Here is a 22670-nt window from a genome sequence, read left to right as displayed (position 1 = left end):
ATTTAACAATTATTTGCAATAAGTGGAAATTAAAGCCGTCCTAGAAGGACGGGGCTTTAGACCCAATTTTTTGGTAATTACAATTTCCGCTTGTTGCTCCATCAAGTCTTTAGCAGTAAGTTGGTACAAAGGACTGCTATCGTCAATTGCGTGCATAACCGTCCAAGTTAAGGCAAAAATCGGAGAGTGACTCCGCACCAATTGCAAATCGTAAAAACGCCGCATAAATTCTCCTTCCGGTGTTACCTCGTCGCGGATCAAAGTAGCTCGCTGCTGCGCTTCTAAAATTTGGTTGAAACGCTGATTTGCCGTGCGGTACATCAGAGTCGGAACGCCGTTGAAAGGAACGATCACAGCTACGCGGCTGAAGATCACTCTAGCTGTTGGTCGAGAAAATCTCGAAAAAGCCAGTCCCGTCACCATCGCGACTCCCCACAAACCAAAAAGCGCTTGGATCGCGACTATAGTATTAGCGTAATCCGTGCGCGGATACATAGCGCCGTAGCCGATCGTCGCCATTGTTTGTACGCTGAAATAAAAGGCATCTTGGAAAGAACCCGGCCGTGCGTTAGCAATGCAATCTCCTCCCGCCAAGTAAGCTAAGGCAAATAAAGAATTTGTGACTGTATACGAAATAAAAATCAGCATGAAAAATCGCGGCCAAGAAAGAGTTAGCAGCCTGTGGTAGAGGTCGGCAAAATGCAGGCGAGGTACTCCCAACTTGACAATATTTAAGGGAAATTGTCCTTGGCGGCTGACTAAACGTGCCTGTTCCTGGCGGTTGCGGTGAATTTTCATTGCGATTTGTAACTCCGGCTGTTTCAATTTGTAACTATTGCTTTGAGCGGGAAAACTTATCCTTTAGACTGATGTTTGATTCCAAAAATTCGGATAAAAGCGGAGTTTAGAAATGGTTGAGCTTAACTGGCATGACTATCTCGTTATGGTTTCTTTTGTGGCTTCTATTGCGGGTCTAGTCCTGCTGGGTGATAATCGCAACTCGCAGCCAACGGACGATCGCACTTTGAGCGAAGAAATCCTAATCAAGATGAGCTTTACTTACTGGATAGTGTACTGCATCTCTTTTTTCGGGCTGAAACTTCACCTACCAGAGGATAGCTGGTTATTGCTCAGTTTGAAGCTGACTACGGTTCTTTCTTACTTGTTGACTGCTTCTAGCATACTCAGCCTGCCGCTGCAACGCATGGCTGTCCGACGAGTTGAAGATTAACAAAAGGTGTTTGTAGTGAGGACTTCAGTTCTTTCGATCGCGGTGAAGAAAAACTAAAGTCCTGACTGCAAAGCTATTTGAGTTATAACCGGGCAATAAGCTCACAGCTAGCTGTGAGCTTGTTTAATGGTTTATTATCTGAGGGATGCAGATTAACGCGCCCAAAATGGCTAGGGTCGATCGCACTCATGCTTGAAATTGCCACTCTGTTTCTGTTGTCCCTGGGCTGCGGCCATCTCATCGAGTATCCGTTGGCGAAGCCCACGCTGTACTGGCTTCCAGTCAGCGTGTGGAGTTGTCACCTAGTTAGGATTTAAAGCCTTTAGAGCTTTTCTTTTTCTCCTGCGGTTTGGACTTTGACTTATTAACTTCGCCTAAAGCTTCCTGAAATAAGTTGTGCAGGTGCTGGGGAACGCTGGCAATTTCCGGGAGTTCGGGTTCTAAGGGTTTTTTAAACTCTTGCAGCAGGGCATCTAAATCGCGATCGATCTGAAAGTCTGTACGTTCCAATACAGTTTGCAAAATTTGTTCTAATTTCGCTGGATTAACTTTAGCTAACTGTTGCCAAATCCAGACATTAATTGCAGGATCTTCTAGATAGTTACGCACCAGCTTTTCGTAACCGGGAACGGTTGAAAAGTCTTCGGCTGCTAGCAGCGCAGTAAATTGAGCGTAAGTAGACAAAAAGGTTTGTCCCCAGCGAGGATGAGAAAGTGCTGTCACCTGTTCGGCTTTCTTGAAGCGATCGGGCAATTCAACTTTCGGCATTACCATTTTTGAATTAGCATTGCTGTCGAGCATTACCTCAACTGCCTTAGCATCGGTACCTGCCGCCGCGATTGCTGCTGCTTTGACTTCTTCTCGATCGACTCCGGCATCTTCAACGATATCCGCCAGAGATTTACTTCCATCAACGCCGATATCAGCTAGGCGTTTTTTAGTGATGAATTCCTGAAATTCAGCCAACTGTTTATTCAGGTGATATCCCGATAGCGTTACTTCCTCACTGCCAAAAAATTCGGTAAAATCTTCATGGTAGTGTTCTACCGACTGCCAAGCTTGCTCTAACAATTCCGGGGCATCGCTGTACAGGTTCTTTTTGTGATGTTGCTTAAAATTGCCGATCGCCACCGCCAACTTCGGCTTGCCCAATTTCCCCATCGGTATCGGAGGGCCCGAGAGTATCCACCAGTCATCGGTGAGGGGAGCAATCCGAGCCCGCAAGATTTCTCCTAACTTAAAGCGAGACATTTCTGCAAGAAAATTAGGACTATTGGGTTTGACAATGTAGTGCTTTGCCGTCAGCCAGTTCATCAGTTCAAACCTGTCGGGGGAAAGCTGAGTGATTTCAAATAAGCCAGTGAAGCTTCTGTGCCCCCAACTTTCTAGCAAGCTGCGATCACTCTCGGTTAAATCCGGCTGACTTTCCGCAAATAGGTCGATCGGCGTTTTCTCTCCGACTTTACCTTCGATGGTAAAACTGTCAATCACTTGATTTTGCTGAGCAATGTCGTAGCGCTCACCAGTCGATCGAGCTGCAGCATAAGCTTCCAAAGCTACCGCCAACTCTCCCTCAGCATCCAGCACAAAGTCAATTAAATTTTGCTTGAGTGTCCAAGCTGTTTCCAACATTTCATTCACAATTTATACCAATTTTAGATGATACGGTTTGGGATTTTTAACAATTATCGGACTTAACACAACCGACGCTTTCACGCTCCGGCTGCGATTGAAGAAAGCGCATCGCGAATAAGGACTGAAATATGCGATCGATGCCTCAGTCCTGAATTAGTTTAATTTTAAGGCTTATAGTCAAAAAAAAATGCCAATTTTAAACCGGAGCATCCCGATGAGTGTAAAAAGCGTTTTTTAGGAGTGTGAACGTCCCGCACAGCAAAGCCTATACCTCTGTAGCGAGCAAGATGCTCGCACTCCTGTGAAAAAAAAATCTTGTTGAAAAATGCGATTTCAACTTAACCTAAAAATGCCCCTCTCGGATGTAGAGAGGGGCTCAAAATCCCCAAAAACTTCGCTAAACTCGCGTTAAAAACTGTGCCACCTATCAACAACAGTCCAAGACGCACCAACCGGATTTTTTTATCACAACACTTGGCGGCATTCCCGAACCAGGGTAAAAAACCCGGAACGATCGAGTTTATGTGCGTCCTAGACTGAAAAATACTTGCGATCAGCCCTTAGCGGCCGTCTTTGTCGATGTCGCCAGGAACAGCGCGTTCCACCCGATCCCAAGCGTCGCGCGTGGCGTGCTTGGCTTTTTCCCACTTCACATTAGACTTACCGCGATTTGTTTCGTAGTCACGCTGCAAATCGGGTTCGATCTCGTCGAATTTCTTACCACTACCGCCATAGCGGCTGTATCCCTCATAACCGGTGCGGTATGCAGGCTGATAGTCGTCGTAAGTCGCGCTCGTGTCAGCGTAAGGACGGGAATTGTAGTTGCTTTGCCAGTAAGCATCTTCTACCGTGGGGTCGATCGCCTCGGCCACACCTTTCCCCGCCAAACCGCCACTAAACGCACCCACAACAGCGCCGACAACTGCTCCTACAGGCCCGCCGATGGCACCGCCGATCGCAGCACCCGCAGCACCGGCACTCGCCGCACCAATACCCGTTCCCACTGGATGAGCCCCTGTTTCCCCCGACAGCGGGTCGAGGTTAGCATCAGGTTCATGTACCGTTTTTTTGTCATCGCTCATGATATTTTTTTCCTTTTATCTAACTGTAACTCTTAGTTAAATTTACCTTTGAAATTCATATCTATTCATCTGCCTTAAGGATGAAGCTGCTAGCTTAAAAACGAGGGAAATGAGAAAATACTTCTCCACTCACAAAGTAGTTTTATACGCTACTCTCAAACGATAAGGTGCGCCGAGGCGCACCCTAGATCATTATGTTCAAGTGAGTTCTGATCTCGGATCAATTGTGTACTCACGGAAGCTGTGTATTTACCAGCAACTTGAGTTAGATATAAATCTCTTGATTGATTTATTAGTTGCCCGTGACCTTTTCGATCAACTCTTCAGCTTTTTGAACTATGCCTTCTTGTGCGTGTTCTCCCTTGTACTCCTTTAAGCTTTCGTCGTAAGCTTTCTCAACCTTTGCAGGATTTTGAGAGGTTTTGACTATTTCTTCGTAAGCTGCTTGGGGATTGAGATCCTCGAAACTTTCTGCGGGGTCAGTAATTTTAGCTTCTGGCTGCGCTTGACTCCTGTCTTGACCTGCGTAAGCAGCCTGACTGGGTACTACCGCTAGACTTAGCAGACCAATGAAAGCCAGGGTACAGACCAGCAAAATGCTTTGGCTCAATCTTTGTCCTAGAGCTTTTAAAACCCGCTTCATATCAACTTCTCCTCGTATTTTTCCGCAAAAATTATGGTGTTTGTCGCTTCTTCACTGCGATCGCACATTGACAACCTTGTTTCAAGCGCAATCTTTGTCGCAGCTACCGCATCTAGAGCGAGCCAAAAGGGATGTTTCCCGTGACATCCCATATCTTAAGCGCCTGCTTGTTACTATTACTTCTACCAAAAGATAGATTAGTTAGACAAGCGGAACTCATCTCCTATGAGGGGCGATCGCAATTCCTGCGAGGAACCCTATCTCGGGGTTTTCCCATCATCAATTACGAAGCCCCTGACTCTTCTCTTGCGGCGCGTCTTTCGCGTCTTAGCAGTTCGGGCAAAAATCCCATTACCCAACATTTTAAAGTGCTATAAATAACCTAAGTGACTACAAAACAACCTGCTCTATGTCTAGGTTTCTGTTCTGCATAGCTCGTTCAAATAGCTCAGTAGAAAGAGCTTGTTCTACCGACCAAATCCCCGGTTTTTCCAGTTTACCTTCTAACATTAATTGAGCGATGCTGCCAGTACCAATGCCAGTAGCGACGGCAGCATTTGGGTGTACCGCTGTCGAGCAAACTTTAGCCGGTTGACCGTTTTTGAGACCGGTCACTTGCGATCGCACTGCCACACCAACCCCACTAAAACTATTAGTAACACTGGTCATCCCATAACTGACGTAGGAGAGAAATTCAATCACGGAGTTATTTTTTAGCCAGCTAGCAGGCCAATACTTAGCAACAAACCAGGTAAGGTGATTGTAAAGGTCGGGAGACGTACCGAATTTAGTCACAACTTTTTTTACTGGGAAAGTTTCGGGCAAAGTAATTGCTTCCGGCATATCGAACCAGTAAACCCCTGTTTTGCCGTAGGGTTCGGGAAATTCTATCGTTTCGCGATCGCTGTAGGGTTTTACTTGCTGCCACTTGCGATCGGCCCAAACCTCAAAAGGGGTTTGCAAACCTAAAAAAGTAGTTCTCATGACGGTAACGCCAGCCCCGCCAGAACCTCCGACTACATAACTCAAATGGATGTGTTCTGCTTCATCTAATTGTTCCACATCTCGGCGCACCATGCTGTTAGAAACACCGGGGAAAATGCCCGTATTAATAATAGCAGTAATCCCAGCATTTTTAGCAGTTTCACGCAATTCTAAAGCTCTGCGAGTAAAACTGCGGCTGTCGCTAACATCAGTATAATTAACACCTGCCTCGATGCAATTTTTCAGCACGCTGGCGTCTCGGTAGTGAAATGGCCCGGCACAGTGAACCACCAGGTTAGAGGATGAAACAGCTTTTTGCAGGGCAGCACTGTCTGCTAAATCTAAAGCTTGATAGTGCACCCTATCCGGCGGCAATCCCGGCCCAATAGAGCCTTCAGGGTTGCGCCCAGTAAGAGTAATTTCTGCGTCGGTATGGGTAACAAGGTCTTGGGCAACACTGCTGCCAATTCGTCCTCGGCCCCCGACAATCAAAACTCGGTTTGCCATCGCTAAAAAAAGGGTAACGCCATTTCCCATTTTCTCAACTTGGGGCCGGCGTTTTCATCCGCATAAAGTATGAATTGAGGAGAATGCGAGATGCAGGGGGATCGGCGGCGATCGCCCTGATCCAGAGAGGGGAAGCGACTTCTACCAGCGACTTGCCGTTCTGCTTTCATTAAAGGTTTGGCTGCGATACTAAGTTCAAAAATGCCTTCAGCGTTAACCCGTTCCTCTAATATTGAGGATTTGATCGAGGGAATATTTCCTCTAAATATAAGCTAATCCGCCTTTAAATTGCATGGTAAAAGAAATTTTCACTCTTGTGGAGTGGGCATCCTGCCCGCCCTCAAAATACAATTTAAATGCACAACAGCTTACAATATTTTAACTGATTTGATGGAACGCGAACCACCGCCACCGAGCGCGAAAGATGCACAGATTTAGAAAGGGTATTGAGGGCGATCGCAAATCGTTTTCCCTTCACAGGGAATCAACCAGAAAAAATTCTCGCACTCACAGACTGATAAATCAATACAAACAAACGCAGATAACGCTCCCATCTGCGTTTATCTGCGTTCATCTGCGGTTGCTAAAAATCTTACTTCTCATTACTCCGAAATACCGATTTAGCCGTAGATTTCAGAGAATTAGCCGCATCTGCTAAAGTCTGGGCGAAAGGCTGCTGGGAGTGCATAAAAACGCGAGCGGTATTGCGTCCCGGCATCCCGGAAATCGAGCCACCCGGATGCGTTCCCGCCCCCGTGAGATACAAACCCTCGATCGGCGTTTTGTAATTCGCCAACTCGGGCAAAGGACGGAAAAATATCATCTGATCCAGCGTCATGTCAACATGGTAATAATTCCCCTTCAAAGCCCCCAAACGCTCTCCCAATTCTGCTGGACTTTCGACCCGGCGGCCGATTATTGACTTCTTGATATTCGGCGCGTATTCTGCTAATTTATCGATGCAGCGATCGGCAACTTTGTTTTTGAGATCATCCGTCCAACCCGTACCGTGCTGGCCTGTTCCTTCAGCATTTTCGATCTGGTAAGGAGCAAAAAATTCAATCCAAGCCGTATGGTGTCCTGGGGGAGCCATTGACGGGTCTCTTACCGTCGGAAACACCACATACATCGATGGATCGGAGTCGGGAATTTTGCCGATTGAAGGCTCGCTGTGAGCAATTTCAACGTGTTTCACCGAGTCGGCAATCAACACAGAACCCATTAAATACTCGTCTCGATGGTTCCAGCGATCGAACTTTGGTATTTCATTGAGAGCTAAGTCTATTTTGAGAATAGTCTCGTTATTATTAACAATTTTTCGCTCCAATCTTTCCCGCAAATTCGGGTCAGCAGCATCGACATCGCTGTCATCCATTAAATGCAGAAACAAGCGCTTAGCATCAATATTAGAAATGACACCTTTTGTAGCGCGGTATTCCGTACCACCGGCAACTCGAACTCCTACTGCGCGACCGTTATCAACTAATATTTTTTCGACGTGCTGGTCGGTAAGTACGACACCCGAGTATTTTTTCACCACATTAAGCAGCGCTTGCACTAATGCACCCGTCCCTCCGCGCGGTCTTGCCATGCCGGGATTGTGCCTCATTGCCAGCATAATTGCGCCTACAGCCAGGGTTTTTTGCGAAGGAGGCGCGCCCAGTTCTGATGCTAATCTTGCGAGGGGTGCTTTGATAAATTCCTCGTCAAACCACTCATTGAGAATGTCCTCAGCGCTGGTGAGCATCGTGCGAATAAAGTCCAGCGTTTTGTCGGGGGAACCGATGACTGACAATAAATCTTTGATCTTTGAAATATCGTAGTTGCCCAGAATATCTATGATGGATTTTGGTGGCGCATTAAACATCGGAACCATTGCACCTAAAGCCCGCTGCCAAAAGTCTGTATATTCGGCATATTTTTTAGCATCGCGCTCGTTGTAGCGGGCAATTTCTGCACAAGTTTTTTCTACAGATTTGTGCGCTAAGAAATATTTGCCGTCGGGATGCGGACAAAAGGCAACTGGATCGCAGAAAAGATATTCTAAACCGTGTTTTTCCAGTTCTAATTCTTCTACAACTGGCCCTAAATGGATAAATTCATGGTCTATCGCGCAAAGATTGAATTTAAAATCCGGCAATTCGGGAATGGCAGCTTCGGTAGTTGCCGCGCCGCCGGGAACTGAACGTTTTTCTAACAAGAGGACAGTATATCCAGCTTTCAGCAGATAAGATGCACAGACGAGTCCGTTGTGACCTGCGCCTATGATAATCACGTCATACGTTTGCATAGATGAAGTTCTAGGGAGAGGATATTTTGCTTATTTTACAAATGTCAACAAGTTTGCTGTCTCTACCAATAGAAATAGATTCATTGTCAGTAAGCTGTTCTAGCATATTACAAAAGATGGAGCTTTGACAAACTACTGTTGTGCGATCGCCCTTATTTCTTCTTAACTTTACCAGAAAGAATTGGTTTAAAGCCTCTCCCTTTTAGGGATAAATTAAAAGAAGACTATTCATTACTTCAATCCTCTTCCTTCCAGGTAAAGGTCAACAGTCAACTGTCAACTGTCAATAAGTGACCGCCGTTCTCAAATCGCGCCAATATTCTACTCTATTTAGCCATTTTTATCTGCATTCACTTAAAAACTTAAGCAAAGGAAGTAAGAAGGAAGAAGCAACAGGAAAGGGAGCATAGGGAATAGGGAATAGAAACAGTTTTGAGATTGCTTTTTTCCTTGCAACACGGCGAGTGGAAGGAGTTAAGTCCTAGGAAAATTACTTACTCCACACTCAAAACTGCTAGCCAATTACCTATTAGTACATTGAGAGATATTACTTTAGTTGCTGGAGCGCCGCCTCAGCTTTTTGTACACCATCATTGTTGCCTTGCTGACGGTAAGTATCAATGGCTTGTTTAAAAGCTTCAATTGCTTCCGATTTGCGATCGCGCGCTTTGAGTGCCTTACCCATATTGTAATAAGCTTCTGCCCGGTTTGGATCAAGCTTAATCACTCGCCGAAAAGTGGTAATTGCTCCTAAAAAATCTTGTTTTTCCAGTTGAATTTCCCCAATTCCTGCGTGTGCTTCCACTAAATTAGGTCGCACCTCAATAGCCCGCTGATAAGCTATAAGCGCTCCGTCGAAGTCGTTTTGAGTCTGGAGAAGTTCGCCAATTTCTAGCTGCACTTCTGGGTTCCTGGGCTCCAATTTGGCAGCTTCTTCAAAAGCTACTAGCCCTTCGGAAGTATAGCCCGCACGCAGCAAAGCAGTGCCTAATTTTAACTGGACACCTGCTTGTTTGGGAGCGAGTTCGGCTGCTTGTTGGAGTACGGTGACAGCACTGGCAAAACTTCCCTGCTGGATCAATACTAAACCCATTGAAGAATAAGCTTGCCAACTTTTCGGATCGAGGGCGATCGCCTCTTGGTATGCTTTAAAAGAACCGACGTAATCTTTTTGCTGAAAGAGTACCACTCCGAGACCGATCCGGGCATTGACATTTTTGCGATCGAGCGCAGCGGCGCGGCGGTAAGCTGTGGCTGCTGCGGGATAGTTTTGCAAATTCGCCATAGCATATCCTAATGCGTATTGGAAGTCAGCATTGTTCGGTTCCAGACCGATCGCTTGTTGGTAAAATTCCACTGAGGCTTGATAGTTACCTTGACGCGCTTCTAAATAGCCAATACCAGAAAAAATGCGGGGGTTTTCCGTATCTAAACGTGCCGCTTCCTGATAAATGGTGATCGCCTTACTGTAGTCTCCTAAATCTACGAACTCGCGCCCTTGTCGCAGCAGAGCATCTAAATTTGAATTATTTTGAGGGTTGACTTGAACCGATGTTTCTGCTGAGAGCGCTATCTGCGGCGCTGCGACAGCGAATCCCGCTACTAGCAACGTACTGAATACCAAGAGACTTTGTTTGTGCACGGCCATTTGTTTCAAAGAGTGTGTGGAATGAAAGAGCGAGTTGCTGTCAGCTTGCCAAGCTGACAACTTATGGTTTACCAGGAATCTTTGAGCGGCGAGATGTAGTAAATCTACAGAACAAGACCCACTCAAAATTTTCGCGATTGAGGCCAACTGATGATTGTAACAACAACTGATATCATCCAAGGAGCAGAAATTCAATCTTACCTGGGAATAGTAACTGCTGAGGTTGTCTACGGCACCAACGCCCTGCGAGATTTCTTCGCGGGCATTCGCGACATCATCGGCGGGCGCACCGGCAGTTACGAGGAAGTGTTTCTCAAAGGACAGCGAGATGCCCTCGCGGAACTGGAAAAACGAGCCCAGCGCCTCGGCGCCAATGCCGTAATCGGGGTGGAAGTTGACACCGGCACGATTAATGTAGACTCGAGCGGGGCTTTGCTGCTGATTACTGCCGTTGGAACGGCTGTAAGATTGCGTTAAGCTGTATTTTCTGTATACGTCCGCATTTCCTGTATACATCCGGGAACTTTTCTAACTGGATAAAATAGTCCTGAGTCATCAGTCATCAGTCATCAGTCATTAGCTAATAGCGACTGGCTGAGGGCTGATGACTTTTTCGTTTCTTTCTTCAGACATAGAGACTGGTTATTTCCCCAGGCAGATATAGTTTTTATCAATCTCAGCCACAATCAATGCTTAGGTGAAAGATTGTTAAAAATTAAAGCAACTCTCAGAGGAAAAAAAAACCTATGTCATACGTAAATAGACCTGTGGATAACGTTGGTACCGAACCCGTGGTGGTAAATTCAGTGATGGAATACCATGATCGAGTACGTTGGGGCCCGATTTTTTCTGGTTTGGTAATTGCGATCGGCACACAACTGGTGTTAAGTGCATTGGGCGCTGCGATCGGGTTGAGCAACATTGCTAATTCAGGAGCTCCGCGCACTATTTCAGGGGACGTGGGTGCCGGCGTCGGAATTTGGTCAATTATCAGTTTGTTAATTAGCTTAGCCGTTGGCGGTTGGGTAACTGCTCGCGCTTGCGGCCCGATGAACCGCAACACAGCGCTTTTGAACGGAGCAATTTTGTGGGCAACTACCTTAACAATTGGCTCTTGGCTGTTAGCAAATGGCGTAGCCGGTACTTTTGGTGTCATCGCTGCCAATGCGGGAGAAGCAATTAATCAAGCGCAGCAGGGCGGGGTCGATTTGCCGAACCAAGCGCCTAACGTAACTGCTCAGGATACTCGCAATATTGCTGGTAATGCTGCGAAAGCTGGTTGGTCGTTCTTGTTCGGCTCGCTATTGGGTTTAGTTGCTTCGATGGTAGGAGCATCTGCCGGCGCGCGCACTCCCCGGAATTACTCGTAAGATGGAGTTTGGGCATTGGGCATTGGGCATTGGGCATTGGGTATTGGGCATTGGACATCAGGCATTTTTCTCGTTCCCAGGTAGAACCTGGGAACGAATAGAAGTTGACACTAATGGTACTCCGCACGCACCCTACAAATTAAGCGGTGAAGTATTTAGCCGCTGGGTGATAGGTGATAATTGCCGTAGTAGATTGTTCTGGATAAAGCTGTTCGCTTTCATCCATGTGCAAGTTTATACGATCGCACTTTAGCAATTCCAGTTGCTTGTACTGATCCGCCATATTCGGACAAGCAGGATAGCCGAAACTGTACCGCGAACCGCGATATCTCTGCGCTAGCATATCCCGAATATTGTCCGGTTCCTCGCTACCAAAGCCCAATTCGCGCCGAATCCGTGCGTGAGTCCATTCTGCCACTGCTTCCGCTGTCTGTACCGCCAATCCGTGAAAGTAGAGATAATCGGTATATTGATTGTTAGCAAATAGCTTTTGCGCGTACTCTGTAGCAACTTCTCCCACCGTCGCCACTTGCATCGGAAATACATCGATTTTACCCGATTCTTTCGGCGCGAAAAAGTCGGCAATGCACAGCCGGCGCGCCGATTTTTGCCGGGGAAATGTTAATGTCGCTGCGGGTGTTGCATTCACAGGCAAGATGCCTGTGCCACTTTCTTTTGTGGGGTGGGCATCTTGCCCGCCATTCATAATTTCCGGGTTGTACAAGTGCAAAGAATTGCCTTCAGATTGACAGGGAAAATATCCGTAAATTGCTTGCGGATGCAGTAACTTTTCAGTGATGATTTTGTCTTTCCACTCTTCCAATATGGGATAAACTTTCTCAGCTAAGAAAGCATCGTATTCTTCCCGCGATTGGTCTTTTGGCTTGCGGAACTGCCACTGTCCCGCCACTAATGCTTGCAAATCTAAGTGCCAGAAAATCTCCTCAAAGGGGATGTCTTCTCCCTGCAACAGTTTTGTTCCCCAGAAAGGAGGATTTGGGCGATCGATATCTGCAGCAACCGCTTCGGAACGCTTGGTATCAATCACCACCGGAATGTCTGCTTTTTCAGCATCTTCTACAGCAGTTTCTGCCGAAATTTTAGCTGCTTTCACCGCCTTATTTTCTTGCCCTACTTCATCTAAAAATCCTTGCAAATCTTCCCAGTTACCAGCAGATTTGGCTGGCATGAGTTTCTCCATAAAGTGCAAGTCTGAAAACGCATCTTTGCCGTAAACAACTTTACCTTTATAAGTATTTTGGCAATCTTCATGCACAAACTTGGGAGTCAAAGCTGCGCCGCCCAAGATTACGGGAACGGTTATTCCTTTCTGGTTGAATGCTTCCAGATTTTCCTTCATGAATGCGGTTGATTTTACCAGCAAACCACTCATCGCAATACAATCTGCTTTGTGCTTTTCGTAGGCTTCGATGATGTTGTCAACCGACTGTTTAATTCCCAAGTTAATCACTCGGTAGCCGTTGTTTGATAGGATAATATCAACCAAGTTTTTGCCGATGTCGTGAACGTCGCCTTTAACAGTCGCGATCAGGAATGTGCCTTTGGCATTATCCCCGGATTCTGACTTTTCCATGTACGGTTCTAAATAGGCAACGGCCGCTTTCATAGTTTCTGCTGACTGCAATACAAACGGTAGCTGCATTTGTCCCGAACCGAACAATTCTCCTACTACTTTCATCCCGTCTAGCAAGAAGGTATTGATAATTTGTAGGGGCGGATAGGTTTCTAAGGCTTTGGCGAGTTGGATGTCGAGTCCAATTCGTTCGCCGTCGATGATGTGCTGCTTGAGGCGTTCTTCGACCGGGAGGTTTGCGTCTTCTGTCCGATCGCGCTTGGTAGTTTTGCCAGCAAACACCGTTGTCAGGTCGCCCAAGGGGTCATAAACGCAAATATCGCCGTCAAACTCCCGTTCGTCGTAGATCAGTTTACGGCAGATTTCTTGGTGTTTGGGGTCGATTTTGGCGATCGGCAAAATCTTGTTGGCGCTGATAATTGCCGAATCCATCCCCGCTTGCATCGCTTCGTGCAAAAACATGGAATTGAGAACTTGCCGCGCCGCCGGATTCAAACCGAAGGAAATGTTAGAAACTCCTAAAATTACGTGACAACCAGGCAATTCTTGGCGAATGCGGCGGATCGAATCGATAGTAGCTTTGCCGTTTTTTCTGTCTTCTTCAATCCCCGTGGAAATTGGCAAAGCCAGGGTGTCAAAAAAGATTTCTGAGGGTGGAATTCCGTAGGCGACGGCGGCGTTATAGGCGCGTTGGGCGATCGCAAATTTTTGGTCAGCAGTACGCGCCATCCCCTCTTCATCAATCGTCCCGATCACAATCGCCGCGCCGTATTTTTTCGCCAAATCCAAAACTTGATAAAAACGCGGTTCTCCATCTTCATAGTTAGTGGAATTAAGCAAACATTTGCCGCCTGCAACTTTCAAGCCAGCTTCCATCTTTTCCCACTCAGTGGAATCCAACATTAAAGGCAGAGTTGCATTAGTCACAACGCGGGAAACTAACTCTTTCATATCGCGCACGCCGTCGCGCCCGACATAATCAACGTTGACATCAAGAATGTGCGCGCCTTCTCGCACTTGTTCCCTAGCCATTGCTACTAAACCGTCCCAGTCTTCGGCATTCAGCAAATCGCGGCATTTTTTAGAACCGCTGGCGTTGAGTTTTTCGCCGACAATTAAGAATGAGTTTTCTTGTTCATAGGGTTGAGCACTATAAATTGAGGATGCGGATGGTTCCCAAGTAATTTCACGAATTTTTGGTGTCAGAGTTGCGCCGATTTCTGATAGTTGTTGGATGTGATCGTAGCGGGTTCCGCAGCAGCCGCCGATGACTTGCACGCCTAAGTCTTCGACGAAGCGCATCAAGGCCATTTTTAATTCTATTGGCGTGAGTTTGTAGTGCGCGTGGCCGCCAATGTTTTCGGGTAAACCAGCGTTGGGAATGCAGGAAACCACGAAGGGTGAATGTTCGGACAGGTATTTGACGTGTTCGGCCATGCGATCGGGCCCGGTGGCGCAGTTTAATCCTAAAATATCTATGGGATATGGCTGCAAAATAGCTAAAGCGGCGCTGATGTCGGAACCGACTAACATTGTGCCGGTAGCTTCCATTGTGATGGATACCATTAACGGAATCCGCGCACCTTTTTTCTTAAATACTTCTTCAATCGCATTTAATGCTGATTTAATTTGCAGCACATCTTGACAAGTTTCGACAAGAAATAAGTCAACGCCACCGTCATAAAGTCCTTCTGCTTGTTCGGCAAAAGCGGCGGTGAGTGTGTCAAAATCAATGTGTCCTAATGTTGGCAATTTGGTGCCTGGGCCGATCGATCCTGCGACAAATCTCGGCTTTTCTGGCGTGTCAAATTCGGCCGCGATACCCTTGGCGAGTTCGGCGGCAACTTTGTTGAGATAATAGGCTTTGTCTGCTAAATCGTACTCGGCGAGAACGATGGAAGCAGCGCCGAAGGTGTCTGTTTCGATGACATCGGCCCCTGCTTCGAGGAATCCCCTGTGCACGATGGCGACGGCTTCCGGTTTGGTGTGCACGAGATATTCGTTACAGCCTTCGTATTCTTTGCCGCCGAAGTCTTCTGCGGTGAGGTTTTGGACTTGCAGGTTGGTTCCCATTGCGCCGTCGAAGACGATGATGGGGCGCGAGGGGTGGTGGAGTCGATCGAGGAATCTGCTATTCATCAGCGGTAAAAAGACGTATGTGCTATATATTTACAATTTTATCTATTGTGCAATATTCTCAACAGTTATGCGTATGTTGGGGAACGACTGATGACGGAAGGATTTAATGCTGCTGACAATAGTTCGATCGCACCTGTAATTTTACCGATCGCCCTGGATTATTGTCAAAATTTGGCTGCGGGCGATGCTGCGGGGGGGAAAACGGGCCAGTAGCGAGGGTTTTTTTCGCTTAACTGTTGAGGAATTTGGCGAAAATGCGATCGAAATAATTAAACGAGTGATGTTAGGGGCGATCGGATTCTCGGCTGTCTCGTAGTTATGCTGATAAGTACGATCGCGATCGCTACCCCTGGCACTTGCCATTGTTTGAGTGTTTATTCTACGAATGGACGGTATTCGCTTATATCCCAATACGGTTTACTTAAGGCTTTTTGACGAATTTCTTAAGTTAACCATATTGCGGTAGGGGCGGCTTGGGCGAGCGAATTTATGAAATAATCGACTGTATCAAGGCAAAACCCGCCCTCTTAAGTAAACCGTATTCGCTTATATCCCATTGGTTGTTCCTCATAACTTTTTGAGAGTGTTTACGGCGGCAAGGTTAGTGTTGAACATTGCCAGATTCACATTACATTAGTCAAAGTATAGGGTGGGCATTGCCGACTCTAAATGCTATGTTTTGCTGCCTTGGTTGATGGTGTTTGAAAATGTTTAATTGGTAAGATTCGATTCATCCTAACACCCACATCCCGCAGTTCTGGATGACTAAGGGTTTTCATACATTCACTTTAGACAAAAATTCTGTGCCTATTTTTTATAATTTTAGTATCCCAAATTTCGCAGGTCTTTAAACATGATTGATGGTTATAAATTCTGTTTAAAAATATGGAAAATGTGGGTTCTAAGAGCGCTGCTGACGACGTTTTGTACGTCCATCAAAGTATTCTTGCTCTACTTATGCTATCGCTTCAGCAAAAGTAATTAAATCATTCTTGATGACGTTTTTCTCTAGAATTACCAGAAAGAATTGGTTTAAAGCCAATTCCTTCTGGTAAAATAAGTGAGAAAGCTTAATTCAAATCCTGTCATCCCGATTATAAAATTAAATTGGATATTCCCGAGCAAGTGAGTTTGTTTTGGGCGATCGTCCGGCTGTATATATTTGTGGTTGGGATAAATTAATGGATCGGGCGATTCCCTACGGGATAGCTGCGCTTCACGGGCGTGTTAATTTGCCTTTGCTAAAAAAATCAACTGTAGCGACTGTTTTGGCAGAGGGAATTAGAGAATAAGGTGTAAAGAATCACAGCAGCAGTAGAGAGTAGCCAACAAGTCTTTGCCTTCTCCCTCTGTGATGATTTGGAACAGTGTTTAATCACAGGTACTTGCTCAATGCTGAGAACTTTGACCAAGGTTTGAAACCGGAGGCAAGTATAAATAATGAAATAATTCTTAAATATTATAACTTTATTAAGATTTACATCTTGAGATAGATGAATTAATAGGTGAATTAGCTTATATTATAATAGAAGTTAATTGTTAGCGTTTCTAAAATCAACCCTAAAACCGGAGGATATTCCAATGCAAATCAGTGGCAAAGCCTTCGGCTCCTGCTCTCGCTGCGAAACAGTACCCGCAAAAATAGAGGGCAGCGGAGGTCTATACCTGTGGTTTCCAGTATCGCACACGCTGAACAAATTTATTTCTGCACTGGCGAAGGCTAAACTTGAATTCCAGCTTTTAGAAGAGAGCAAGTGTTTATACGTTATCCTTGAGGGAATAGCGAGAGAAAATTTTAGCACCCTAGCATCATCGGTGCTGACAACTCAAGAGTTGAAAGAGACAAAAGTTTTGTGGATGCCCGAAGTTGAACAGCCAAAACTTAGCGATTTTTATCGCAGCACTACATTAGACTCTTTTATTAATTTGAGTAACTCTGATTGGCTGTTAGATTTATTGTCCGAAGAACGCATTACTACACATTTTCAGCCCATTGTTTATACCTCAGATACTTCTAAAATTTTTGCCCACGAAGCGCTGCTCCGAGGAATTGACGAGCAAGGAAACTTAATTTATCCGGGTCGGATTTTTGCCCAAGCAGAATCAGCAGGCCTAATTTTTCAACTAGATGTTTTAGCCAGGACTCGCGCTATCTACGAAGCCCATGTGTACGATCTCAAAGAATTACTTTTTATTAATTTTTCTCCAACTTCAGTTTACGATCCCGCTACGTGCCTGCGAAGAACAGTACAGGCTATTGATGAAGCGGGAATTCCTCACAGCAATATTGTTTTTGAAGTAGCCGAATCTCAGCACCCTCCTGATATCGATCACTTGATTAATATTCTGAGGTTTTACCGAGAAGCTGGATTTTTAATTGCCCTGGACGATTTCGGCAGCGGTTCTTCTAATTTAAATTTGATGCACCAACTGCGTCCAGATTTTATTAAGTTGGATATGCAATTGATTCGCAACGTCCATCAAGATTATTATAAGGCACTCATTACGGAAAAGATGTTAGAAATTGCCGCTCAATTAGAAATTAAAACTGTTGCTGAAGGTGTGGAAACTTTGGAGGAGTTTGAGTGGGTGCGAGAACGGGGAGCAACTTTGGTCCAAGGTTATTTGATTGCTAAGCCCACTTCTCCGCCGATCGCCGTTACCAGCTATATTGGTGCTAAACCACTACCTATTTCTGCTTAAAAGGTTTCCAGTTGCGATTTGGCGCTACCTTTTGCTCGTACCCCGGCAGAGGCTGGAGACGCATATCGGGAGGAAGAGCCTCCATTAAAATGAGACAACTATTTGGAGGCATAGCCTCCGGATATTCATTACCAGGCTATGCCTGGTAACGAGAAGAACTAGCATTTTAAACGCTCAAATTGCGCCGCAGAAAGCTTTCTAAGGATTCCATTCTCATGCCGTAGATTGATTCCAAGTTTTGCACTTCTTCGGGAGTGCAGAAATACTCGTTACCCAGCAATACCCGCAAAGTTCCTAAGTCTTTTTGAGCTTGAGGATTCAATAAACCCAAGGCATTTCTCAAACCGTCAAACACCATCAGCGGCGGGTTGATTACCATCGGTTCGCGATTGAATAAGCGTCCAAAAATGCGGGGAATGTCATCCCTTGTCAGCACATCCTGGCCGCCAACTGCTAAAATTTGGTTGCGGGCGCCTTCGACTGTTGGCGAGTCTGCGGCAATCTTTGCTAAGTCGTCGGTACTGACAACAGATGTGCGGTTTTTACCATCGCCAATCAGCAGGTAAAGTCCGGTTTCTCGAAATCTTTCTGCTAGTGGTAACAAGCTGGAAGCAAAACCGGCAGGCCGCAAGATTGTATAATTCAAGCCGCTGTTTTGCAGGTATTTTTCAACTTCTCGCTTGGCTTTGAATACTGCGGAATCTTCGTATCCGCGATCGACTCCCAGTACCGAAAGAAAGACAAAGTGCTGCACTCCGGCTTCTTTGGCGCAGTCGATTAGTTCTATGTTAGCGCGGTAGTGTACTGCTTGAACGTCGCCGCCGGTGCCGTGGGTGCTGATGATGTACTGCACTCCTTGGCAGGCTTTTTTAATATCTTTGTCTTGTTTCAAGTCGCCGATAAAAATCTCGGCGCCTCTGTTTTCTAGTTCTGAGTAGCGAGAAGCGAGGCGAACAAATGCGCGGACAGGCTTGTCTTGCTGTCTGATTTCTCGTACAATTCGGCGGCCTAGTGCGCCTGTTGCTCCGGTTACTAAGAACATGATTTTTAGTTGTTGGTTGTTACTTACATCTTGCACCTTTCTCAAGAACAGGCAAGATGCCTGTTCCACAAAGAGTGAATTTTCTTCTGGAGTGGGCATCCTGCCCGCCCATCCAAGGCTTATGGAGAATGGGGCAAGATGTGAATTGTTATTAACCTTATAACTTATAAATCAAATTTCGACAATTACGGGGGCGTGGTCGCTGGGTTTGATTAATTTTCTGGGAGCAATGTCTATTGTACAGTTTTTTGCTTGTTCGTACAGGGGAGGGCTGAGATAATGGTGGTCGATTCTCCAGCCGTTGTTGCGGGGAAATGCTGCGGCGCGGTAGTCCCACCAGCTATAATGACCTCCTTCTGTGGTGAATTTGCGAAAGGGGTCGTTTAATCCTAATTCTATTATTTCTGTTAGTGCGAGGCGCTCGGCTACTGATAGGCCGACGGAGTTAGCATTGGCTTTGGGATTGTGAATATCTCGATCGTCCGGGACGATGTTGAAGTCGCCGCAAATGCACAGGTTGGGCGAGTTGTCTAGTGCTATTTTGAGGTATTCTTGCAGCAATTTGAGCCAGTTTAGCTTGTACTCATATTTCTCGCTGCCAACTTCGGAACCGTTGGGAACGTATACGCAAATAATGCAAATATCGTCTATAACCCCGGCTATTAGGCGTTTTTGTTCGTCAAAAATACCTGTGGTTTCGTCGCCGAGAAGGGGGGCAAATCCGGTGCTGATTTGCGTTAGGGGCGATCGGCTGAGAATGGCGACGCCGTTGTAGGATTTTTGACCTGAAATGTAGCAGTTGTAGCCGAGGTTGATGAAGGGTTCTAGGGGGAAGTCTTTGTCTGTAACTTTGGTTTCTTGGAGGCAAAGAACGTCTGGGGAGTTTGTTTGCAACCAGCTAGTAAGGTGTTCTAGGCGGGTGCGGATTGAGTTGACGTTCCAGGTGGCGATTTTCATTTTTTGCTTGTTATATACTCTCTGATTATTGGCCCGATCGTAAAGTGCGATCGCCCGTTTTGTTTTACTGTTTCAACTAATGACCGTCGTCCTAAAGATTGCATGACTTTCAAGAGTTCTGGCGGTGATAGTTGCAGGTTTTCTGGTATTTTTGAGATGTCGGCTGGTTCGATCGCACTTGCTAGCCAAGAGATAACTTGTTGTTCGGATGCGGTTAGGCGATCGCACTGCTGCTCCAATAGTGATTCTAAGTCACCTAAGAATAGGGTATCATAGGAGAGGAATTCGGAAACGCTACCGCCGAATAAGTCTTGAATCATAGTGGCAACTATATTTAACCATAAGGGATTGCCTCGGTAAAGGTCGATTAGTTCTGACCATTTCTCCGGTTCTGCTAAACCTTTTTCTCTGAATATTTCTTGTGCTTCCGGGCCTAAACCGTTGAGTTGCAGCGATTTACAGGGGCGGTTTTCGCCTTCTAAGGCGGCTATTTCTCTGGGTTTTTCCCAACTCAGGAGGATTAGGCAACTGTTGTGGGATGATTCTGTTATTTGTTTGAAGAATGTGCCGTAATTTTCATAGCCTGGTTGGTAGTTTCCTGCGAGTTGTTGGCTGCTGAAGATGGTTTGGATATCATCGAGGATGATGAGACAGCGGTGCGATCGTAAATATTCTAGTAGGGGCAATCCCCCTGTGGTTGCCCTTTCTTCGGGATAGGGGGCGGGCACGGTGGCACCGCCCCTACAGAATTTAATTAAGTCGGTTTGGAGTGGTGCGAGGAGTGGCGCGTTGCGGAGACTTCGCCAGATTATGCGATCGAATTCGTGTTGAATTTGTGGGATTAGTTGGAGTGTAAGGGCGGTTTTGCCAATACCGGATAAGCCTAAAATGGCGATGAGGCGGGTGTGGTTTTCCAAAATCCACTCTTTGAGGGTGGTGAGTTCGGATGTGCGGTTATAGAATAGGTTGGGTTCTGGTGCGTCGCCTAAGTCTAAATGTACTTTAGGTTCGGAATTGCTGGTTTTTTCGTTAAATTTATCTTTGTCTTGCGGTTCAGGTTGTGAGACTTCTGGGGAGTGCACATTTTCAGCGGAGATGTTGCCAATATGGATGCAGCCATTCCCGACGAGTGAGACAATATTAGAAGCTTGTAAATTTTCCAGTTTAGCTCTAAAATTGGCTTTACATAATTGCTGATCATCTAATGCACTTGAGATAATTTTCCACAATTTGAAGCCTACTTCTTTAACATATTTTTCTGAACGGTGGTGTTCCTGTGCAATTTCCTTATATTTTTGATTGTCCCAAGCGCCGCGCAGTATAGCTTTTTGCAGACTATCTAAGTGTTTTCCTGTAGTAGTTAAAGCTAGATGGTCTGTAAATTTTAAGGCTTCTTCAACGTCCATCAGTCACTCATATGCAAGGGGTTGACCTGATTGTAACCTAACTAAATATGACTTTTTTCGTAGCAACTAACTAAATGTGACTTTTTATGACCTAGTTGGGATGGAAAAAACTACTAAATATGACTTTTTATGGCTTGAAAATTTTTGGCAATTAGGAAATAATTTATACTTAAAGCAGAAAATATTAGGCTCAGCGCTAGTTGTATCTACCTGTTATGACACAACCGAATATTCTGGAACTCGCGAAACAGGGAGATGCAAAGGCGATCGCGCTTCTGCTGAACCGCCAGCTACAAGCCAAGGGCATCACCGCCGCAGCTTCCCTTAAGGATGGTTGTTTACAGGTGATGCTGGAATCTGCAGAAGCGCCTAGTCAGCAAGTTTTGGCCCCGTGGGTGAGTAAGTCGATCGCTGGTTTGGGGGCTGCATCGATTGAGAAAGTCAAGGTTTACGGGCGACAGACGGGGGCGAAGGTGCCGGCGTGGAGTCAAGAGTTTGAAGTGGCGGGGCTAAAGTTGCCTGTTACGGATTTTACAGAGGGGCGGGCAAGTTCTAGTGAAAATACGGAGTCAAATCAGCTTAGTTTTAAGGAACGGGCTAAGCTTGGGGATGTGGAGGCGATCGCATCTCTGTTAAATCTTCCGTTACAGAATAAGGGGATTAGTGCGACTGCGAGTTTGCAAGATGGTTGTTTACAGGTGATGCTGGAGGGCGATCGGGTTCCTGATGAGGAGGCTTCTATCAGGATTGTCCGCAGGGAGTTGACGAATTTGAAGGCGGGGGCGATCGCTTCTGTGAAGGTTTACGGGCAGCAGGTGGGTGAAGATTTCCCGGTGTGGAATCGAGAGTTTGAGCTAAAGGCAGAGGTTAGTTCAGATTCCAAAAAATTATCAACAGATAAATTTTCCAATTTGACTGATCTATTGAATCCGATTATTGATTTGCTTAGAGAACGAAAATTTAAAGAATTGTTAGACATCGGCCAAAATTATCTTAATGAAAATCCCGATCGTCAAAAACGTTTGATTGTAGTAGGAGTTATTGTCTTAGCAACTCTAACCTTTAAAGGAATACCTTTTTTTGGTTTCAATCACAATATTAAAGGCTCACTAACACTCAAGGATGACTTCTTCGGTGGAGTGGGTCAGTTTTGTAATGGAAAAGGAGGTTACGGGGATATTAAAAGTGGTAGGCAGGTGCTAGTAAAAGATCATAAAGGAGAAACTATTGCGACTGGAGAGTTAGGCATAGGTAAAATAATATCTGATAACCACTGCCAATTTTCTATCGAAGTGAATGGTATAAGAAAAGCAGAGTTTTACACAATTCAGATCGGTAGGCGAGGCGATTTGACATATTCATATCAAGAGATGGAGGATAAAAACTGGGAGCTAAACGTGTCTTTGGGTGATTAATTAATAGTTAAAGGAGAGTAAATC

Annotated in this window: 19 protein-coding genes; 6 read left to right on the top strand and 13 right to left on the bottom strand. The window is 45.7% G+C overall.

All coding sequences use genetic code 11. The features are described 5' to 3' along the window. Positions 1-9 precede the first annotated feature (9 nt). Complete coding sequence (locus QUA44_RS23810; RefSeq protein WP_333254946.1) at positions 10-798, bottom strand: ion channel; 789 nt, start codon at positions 796-798, stop codon at positions 10-12. 112 nt (positions 799-910) lie between these two features. Here QUA44_RS23810 and QUA44_RS23805 point away from each other — a divergent pair, with 112 nt between their 5' ends. Next, complete coding sequence (locus QUA44_RS23805) at positions 911-1231, top strand: hypothetical protein (protein WP_333039230.1); 321 nt, start codon at positions 911-913, stop codon at positions 1229-1231. A 306-nt stretch (positions 1232-1537) separates the two neighbouring features. Here the strand turns inward: QUA44_RS23805 and QUA44_RS23800 are convergent, their stop codons facing one another. From QUA44_RS23800 to QUA44_RS23770, 7 genes are all read right to left on the bottom strand, one after another. Further along, positions 1538-2863, bottom strand: coding sequence for a hypothetical protein (locus QUA44_RS23800; protein WP_445243693.1), 1326 nt, complete (start codon positions 2861-2863; stop codon positions 1538-1540). 563 nt (positions 2864-3426) lie between these two features. Next, positions 3427-3948, bottom strand: a complete 522-nt coding sequence (locus QUA44_RS23795) for a hypothetical protein (protein ID WP_333254941.1) — start codon at positions 3946-3948, stop codon at positions 3427-3429. A 292-nt stretch (positions 3949-4240) separates the two neighbouring features. Beyond that, complete coding sequence (locus QUA44_RS23790) at positions 4241-4591, bottom strand: hypothetical protein (protein ID WP_333254940.1); 351 nt, start codon at positions 4589-4591, stop codon at positions 4241-4243. 390 nt (positions 4592-4981) lie between these two features. Further along, on the bottom strand, positions 4982-6082 hold the full coding sequence (locus QUA44_RS23785; protein ID WP_333254936.1) for a saccharopine dehydrogenase NADP-binding domain-containing protein: 1101 nt from the start codon (positions 6080-6082) through the stop codon (positions 4982-4984). Between the two features lie 2 nt (positions 6083-6084). Next, positions 6085-6252 carry a hypothetical protein gene (locus QUA44_RS23780; RefSeq protein WP_333254934.1) on the bottom strand — a complete coding sequence of 56 codons (168 nt, stop codon included), beginning with the start codon at positions 6250-6252 and terminating at the stop codon, positions 6085-6087. A gap of 422 nt (positions 6253-6674) precedes the next feature. Continuing rightward, positions 6675-8372, bottom strand: a complete 1698-nt coding sequence (crtO, locus tag QUA44_RS23775) for a beta-carotene ketolase CrtO (RefSeq protein WP_333254932.1) — start codon at positions 8370-8372, stop codon at positions 6675-6677. 547 nt (positions 8373-8919) lie between these two features. Continuing rightward, complete coding sequence (locus QUA44_RS23770) at positions 8920-10020, bottom strand: tetratricopeptide repeat protein (protein ID WP_333254930.1); 1101 nt, start codon at positions 10018-10020, stop codon at positions 8920-8922. A gap of 150 nt (positions 10021-10170) precedes the next feature. On the opposite strand from QUA44_RS23770, the gene QUA44_RS23765 reads away from it, so the two are divergent. Beyond that, complete coding sequence (locus QUA44_RS23765; RefSeq protein ID WP_172184303.1) at positions 10171-10497, top strand: YbjQ family protein; 327 nt, start codon at positions 10171-10173, stop codon at positions 10495-10497. Between the two features lie 269 nt (positions 10498-10766). Further along, complete coding sequence (locus QUA44_RS23760; RefSeq protein ID WP_333254928.1) at positions 10767-11390, top strand: hypothetical protein; 624 nt, start codon at positions 10767-10769, stop codon at positions 11388-11390. Positions 11391-11529: 139 nt separating this feature from the next. Here QUA44_RS23760 and metH read toward each other — a convergent pair whose 3' ends face one another. Together metH and QUA44_RS23750 are read right to left on the bottom strand one after the other, a co-directional pair. Further along, positions 11530-15123, bottom strand: coding sequence for a methionine synthase (metH, locus tag QUA44_RS23755; RefSeq protein WP_333254927.1), 3594 nt, complete (start codon positions 15121-15123; stop codon positions 11530-11532). 141 nt (positions 15124-15264) lie between these two features. Next, positions 15265-15486 carry a hypothetical protein gene (locus QUA44_RS23750; protein ID WP_333254925.1) on the bottom strand — a complete coding sequence of 74 codons (222 nt, stop codon included), beginning with the start codon at positions 15484-15486 and terminating at the stop codon, positions 15265-15267. A 773-nt stretch (positions 15487-16259) separates the two neighbouring features. On the opposite strand from QUA44_RS23750, the gene QUA44_RS23745 reads away from it, so the two are divergent. Next, positions 16260-16415 carry a hypothetical protein gene (locus tag QUA44_RS23745; RefSeq protein WP_333254923.1) on the top strand — a complete coding sequence of 52 codons (156 nt, stop codon included), beginning with the start codon at positions 16260-16262 and terminating at the stop codon, positions 16413-16415. Positions 16416-16704: 289 nt separating this feature from the next. Further along, positions 16705-17826: an EAL domain-containing protein gene (locus QUA44_RS23740; protein ID WP_333254921.1), complete on the top strand. Its 1122-nt coding sequence runs from the start codon at positions 16705-16707 to the stop codon at positions 17824-17826. Between the two features lie 166 nt (positions 17827-17992). Here the strand turns inward: QUA44_RS23740 and QUA44_RS23735 are convergent, their stop codons facing one another. The 3 genes from QUA44_RS23735 to QUA44_RS23725 all read right to left on the bottom strand — a co-directional run bounded on the left by QUA44_RS23735 (position 17993) and on the right by QUA44_RS23725 (position 21231). Next, positions 17993-18868 carry an SDR family oxidoreductase gene (locus tag QUA44_RS23735; RefSeq protein WP_333254919.1) on the bottom strand — a complete coding sequence of 292 codons (876 nt, stop codon included), beginning with the start codon at positions 18866-18868 and terminating at the stop codon, positions 17993-17995. Positions 18869-19039: 171 nt separating this feature from the next. Further along, entirely contained in the window at positions 19040-19825 is a 786-nt protein-coding gene (gene xth, locus QUA44_RS23730; protein WP_333254918.1) for an exodeoxyribonuclease III, read from the bottom strand. Continuing rightward, positions 19822-21231 carry an NB-ARC domain-containing protein gene (locus QUA44_RS23725; RefSeq protein ID WP_333254916.1) on the bottom strand — a complete coding sequence of 470 codons (1410 nt, stop codon included), beginning with the start codon at positions 21229-21231 and terminating at the stop codon, positions 19822-19824. The genes xth and QUA44_RS23725 overlap by 4 nt, the downstream gene beginning before the upstream one ends. 215 nt (positions 21232-21446) lie before the next feature. Here QUA44_RS23725 and QUA44_RS23720 point away from each other — a divergent pair, with 215 nt between their 5' ends. Next, the gene (locus tag QUA44_RS23720) at positions 21447-22646 is read left to right on the top strand and encodes a hypothetical protein (RefSeq protein ID WP_333254915.1); all 1200 of its coding nucleotides are present in this window, start codon (positions 21447-21449) and stop codon (positions 22644-22646) included. The last annotated feature ends 24 nt before the right edge of the window (positions 22647-22670 follow it).

It is taken from the genome of Microcoleus sp. N9_A2, from assembly GCF_036701775.1.
Classification (GTDB): domain Bacteria; phylum Cyanobacteriota; class Cyanobacteriia; order Cyanobacteriales; family Microcoleaceae; genus Microcoleus.
This window is presented reverse-complemented; position numbering and strand designations above follow the sequence as displayed.

Bases quoted from the DNA above. Each gene is read 5' to 3' on its own strand.
- QUA44_RS23810 (WP_333254946.1), bottom strand. From the start codon at position 798: ATGAAAATTCACCGCAACCGCCAGGAACAGGCACGTTTAGTCAGCCGC.
- QUA44_RS23805 (WP_333039230.1), top strand. From the start codon at position 911: ATGGTTGAGCTTAACTGGCATGACTATCTCGTTATGGTTTCTTTTGTG.
- QUA44_RS23800 (WP_445243693.1), bottom strand. From the start codon at position 2,863: ATGTTGGAAACAGCTTGGACACTCAAGCAAAATTTAATTGACTTTGTG.
- QUA44_RS23795 (WP_333254941.1), bottom strand. From the start codon at position 3,948: ATGAGCGATGACAAAAAAACGGTACATGAACCTGATGCTAACCTCGAC.
- QUA44_RS23790 (WP_333254940.1), bottom strand. From the start codon at position 4,591: ATGAAGCGGGTTTTAAAAGCTCTAGGACAAAGATTGAGCCAAAGCATT.
- QUA44_RS23785 (WP_333254936.1), bottom strand. From the start codon at position 6,082: ATGGCAAACCGAGTTTTGATTGTCGGGGGCCGAGGACGAATTGGCAGC.
- QUA44_RS23780 (WP_333254934.1), bottom strand. From the start codon at position 6,252: ATGAAAGCAGAACGGCAAGTCGCTGGTAGAAGTCGCTTCCCCTCTCTG.
- crtO (WP_333254932.1), bottom strand. From the start codon at position 8,372: ATGCAAACGTATGACGTGATTATCATAGGCGCAGGTCACAACGGACTC.
- QUA44_RS23770 (WP_333254930.1), bottom strand. From the start codon at position 10,020: ATGGCCGTGCACAAACAAAGTCTCTTGGTATTCAGTACGTTGCTAGTA.
- QUA44_RS23765 (WP_172184303.1), top strand. From the start codon at position 10,171: ATGATTGTAACAACAACTGATATCATCCAAGGAGCAGAAATTCAATCT.
- QUA44_RS23760 (WP_333254928.1), top strand. From the start codon at position 10,767: ATGTCATACGTAAATAGACCTGTGGATAACGTTGGTACCGAACCCGTG.
- metH (WP_333254927.1), bottom strand. From the start codon at position 15,123: ATGAATAGCAGATTCCTCGATCGACTCCACCACCCCTCGCGCCCCATC.
- QUA44_RS23750 (WP_333254925.1), bottom strand. From the start codon at position 15,486: ATGGCAAGTGCCAGGGGTAGCGATCGCGATCGTACTTATCAGCATAAC.
- QUA44_RS23740 (WP_333254921.1), top strand. From the start codon at position 16,705: ATGCAAATCAGTGGCAAAGCCTTCGGCTCCTGCTCTCGCTGCGAAACA.
- QUA44_RS23735 (WP_333254919.1), bottom strand. From the start codon at position 18,868: ATGTTCTTAGTAACCGGAGCAACAGGCGCACTAGGCCGCCGAATTGTA.
- xth (WP_333254918.1), bottom strand. From the start codon at position 19,825: ATGAAAATCGCCACCTGGAACGTCAACTCAATCCGCACCCGCCTAGAA.
- QUA44_RS23725 (WP_333254916.1), bottom strand. From the start codon at position 21,231: ATGGACGTTGAAGAAGCCTTAAAATTTACAGACCATCTAGCTTTAACT.
- QUA44_RS23720 (WP_333254915.1), top strand. From the start codon at position 21,447: ATGACACAACCGAATATTCTGGAACTCGCGAAACAGGGAGATGCAAAG.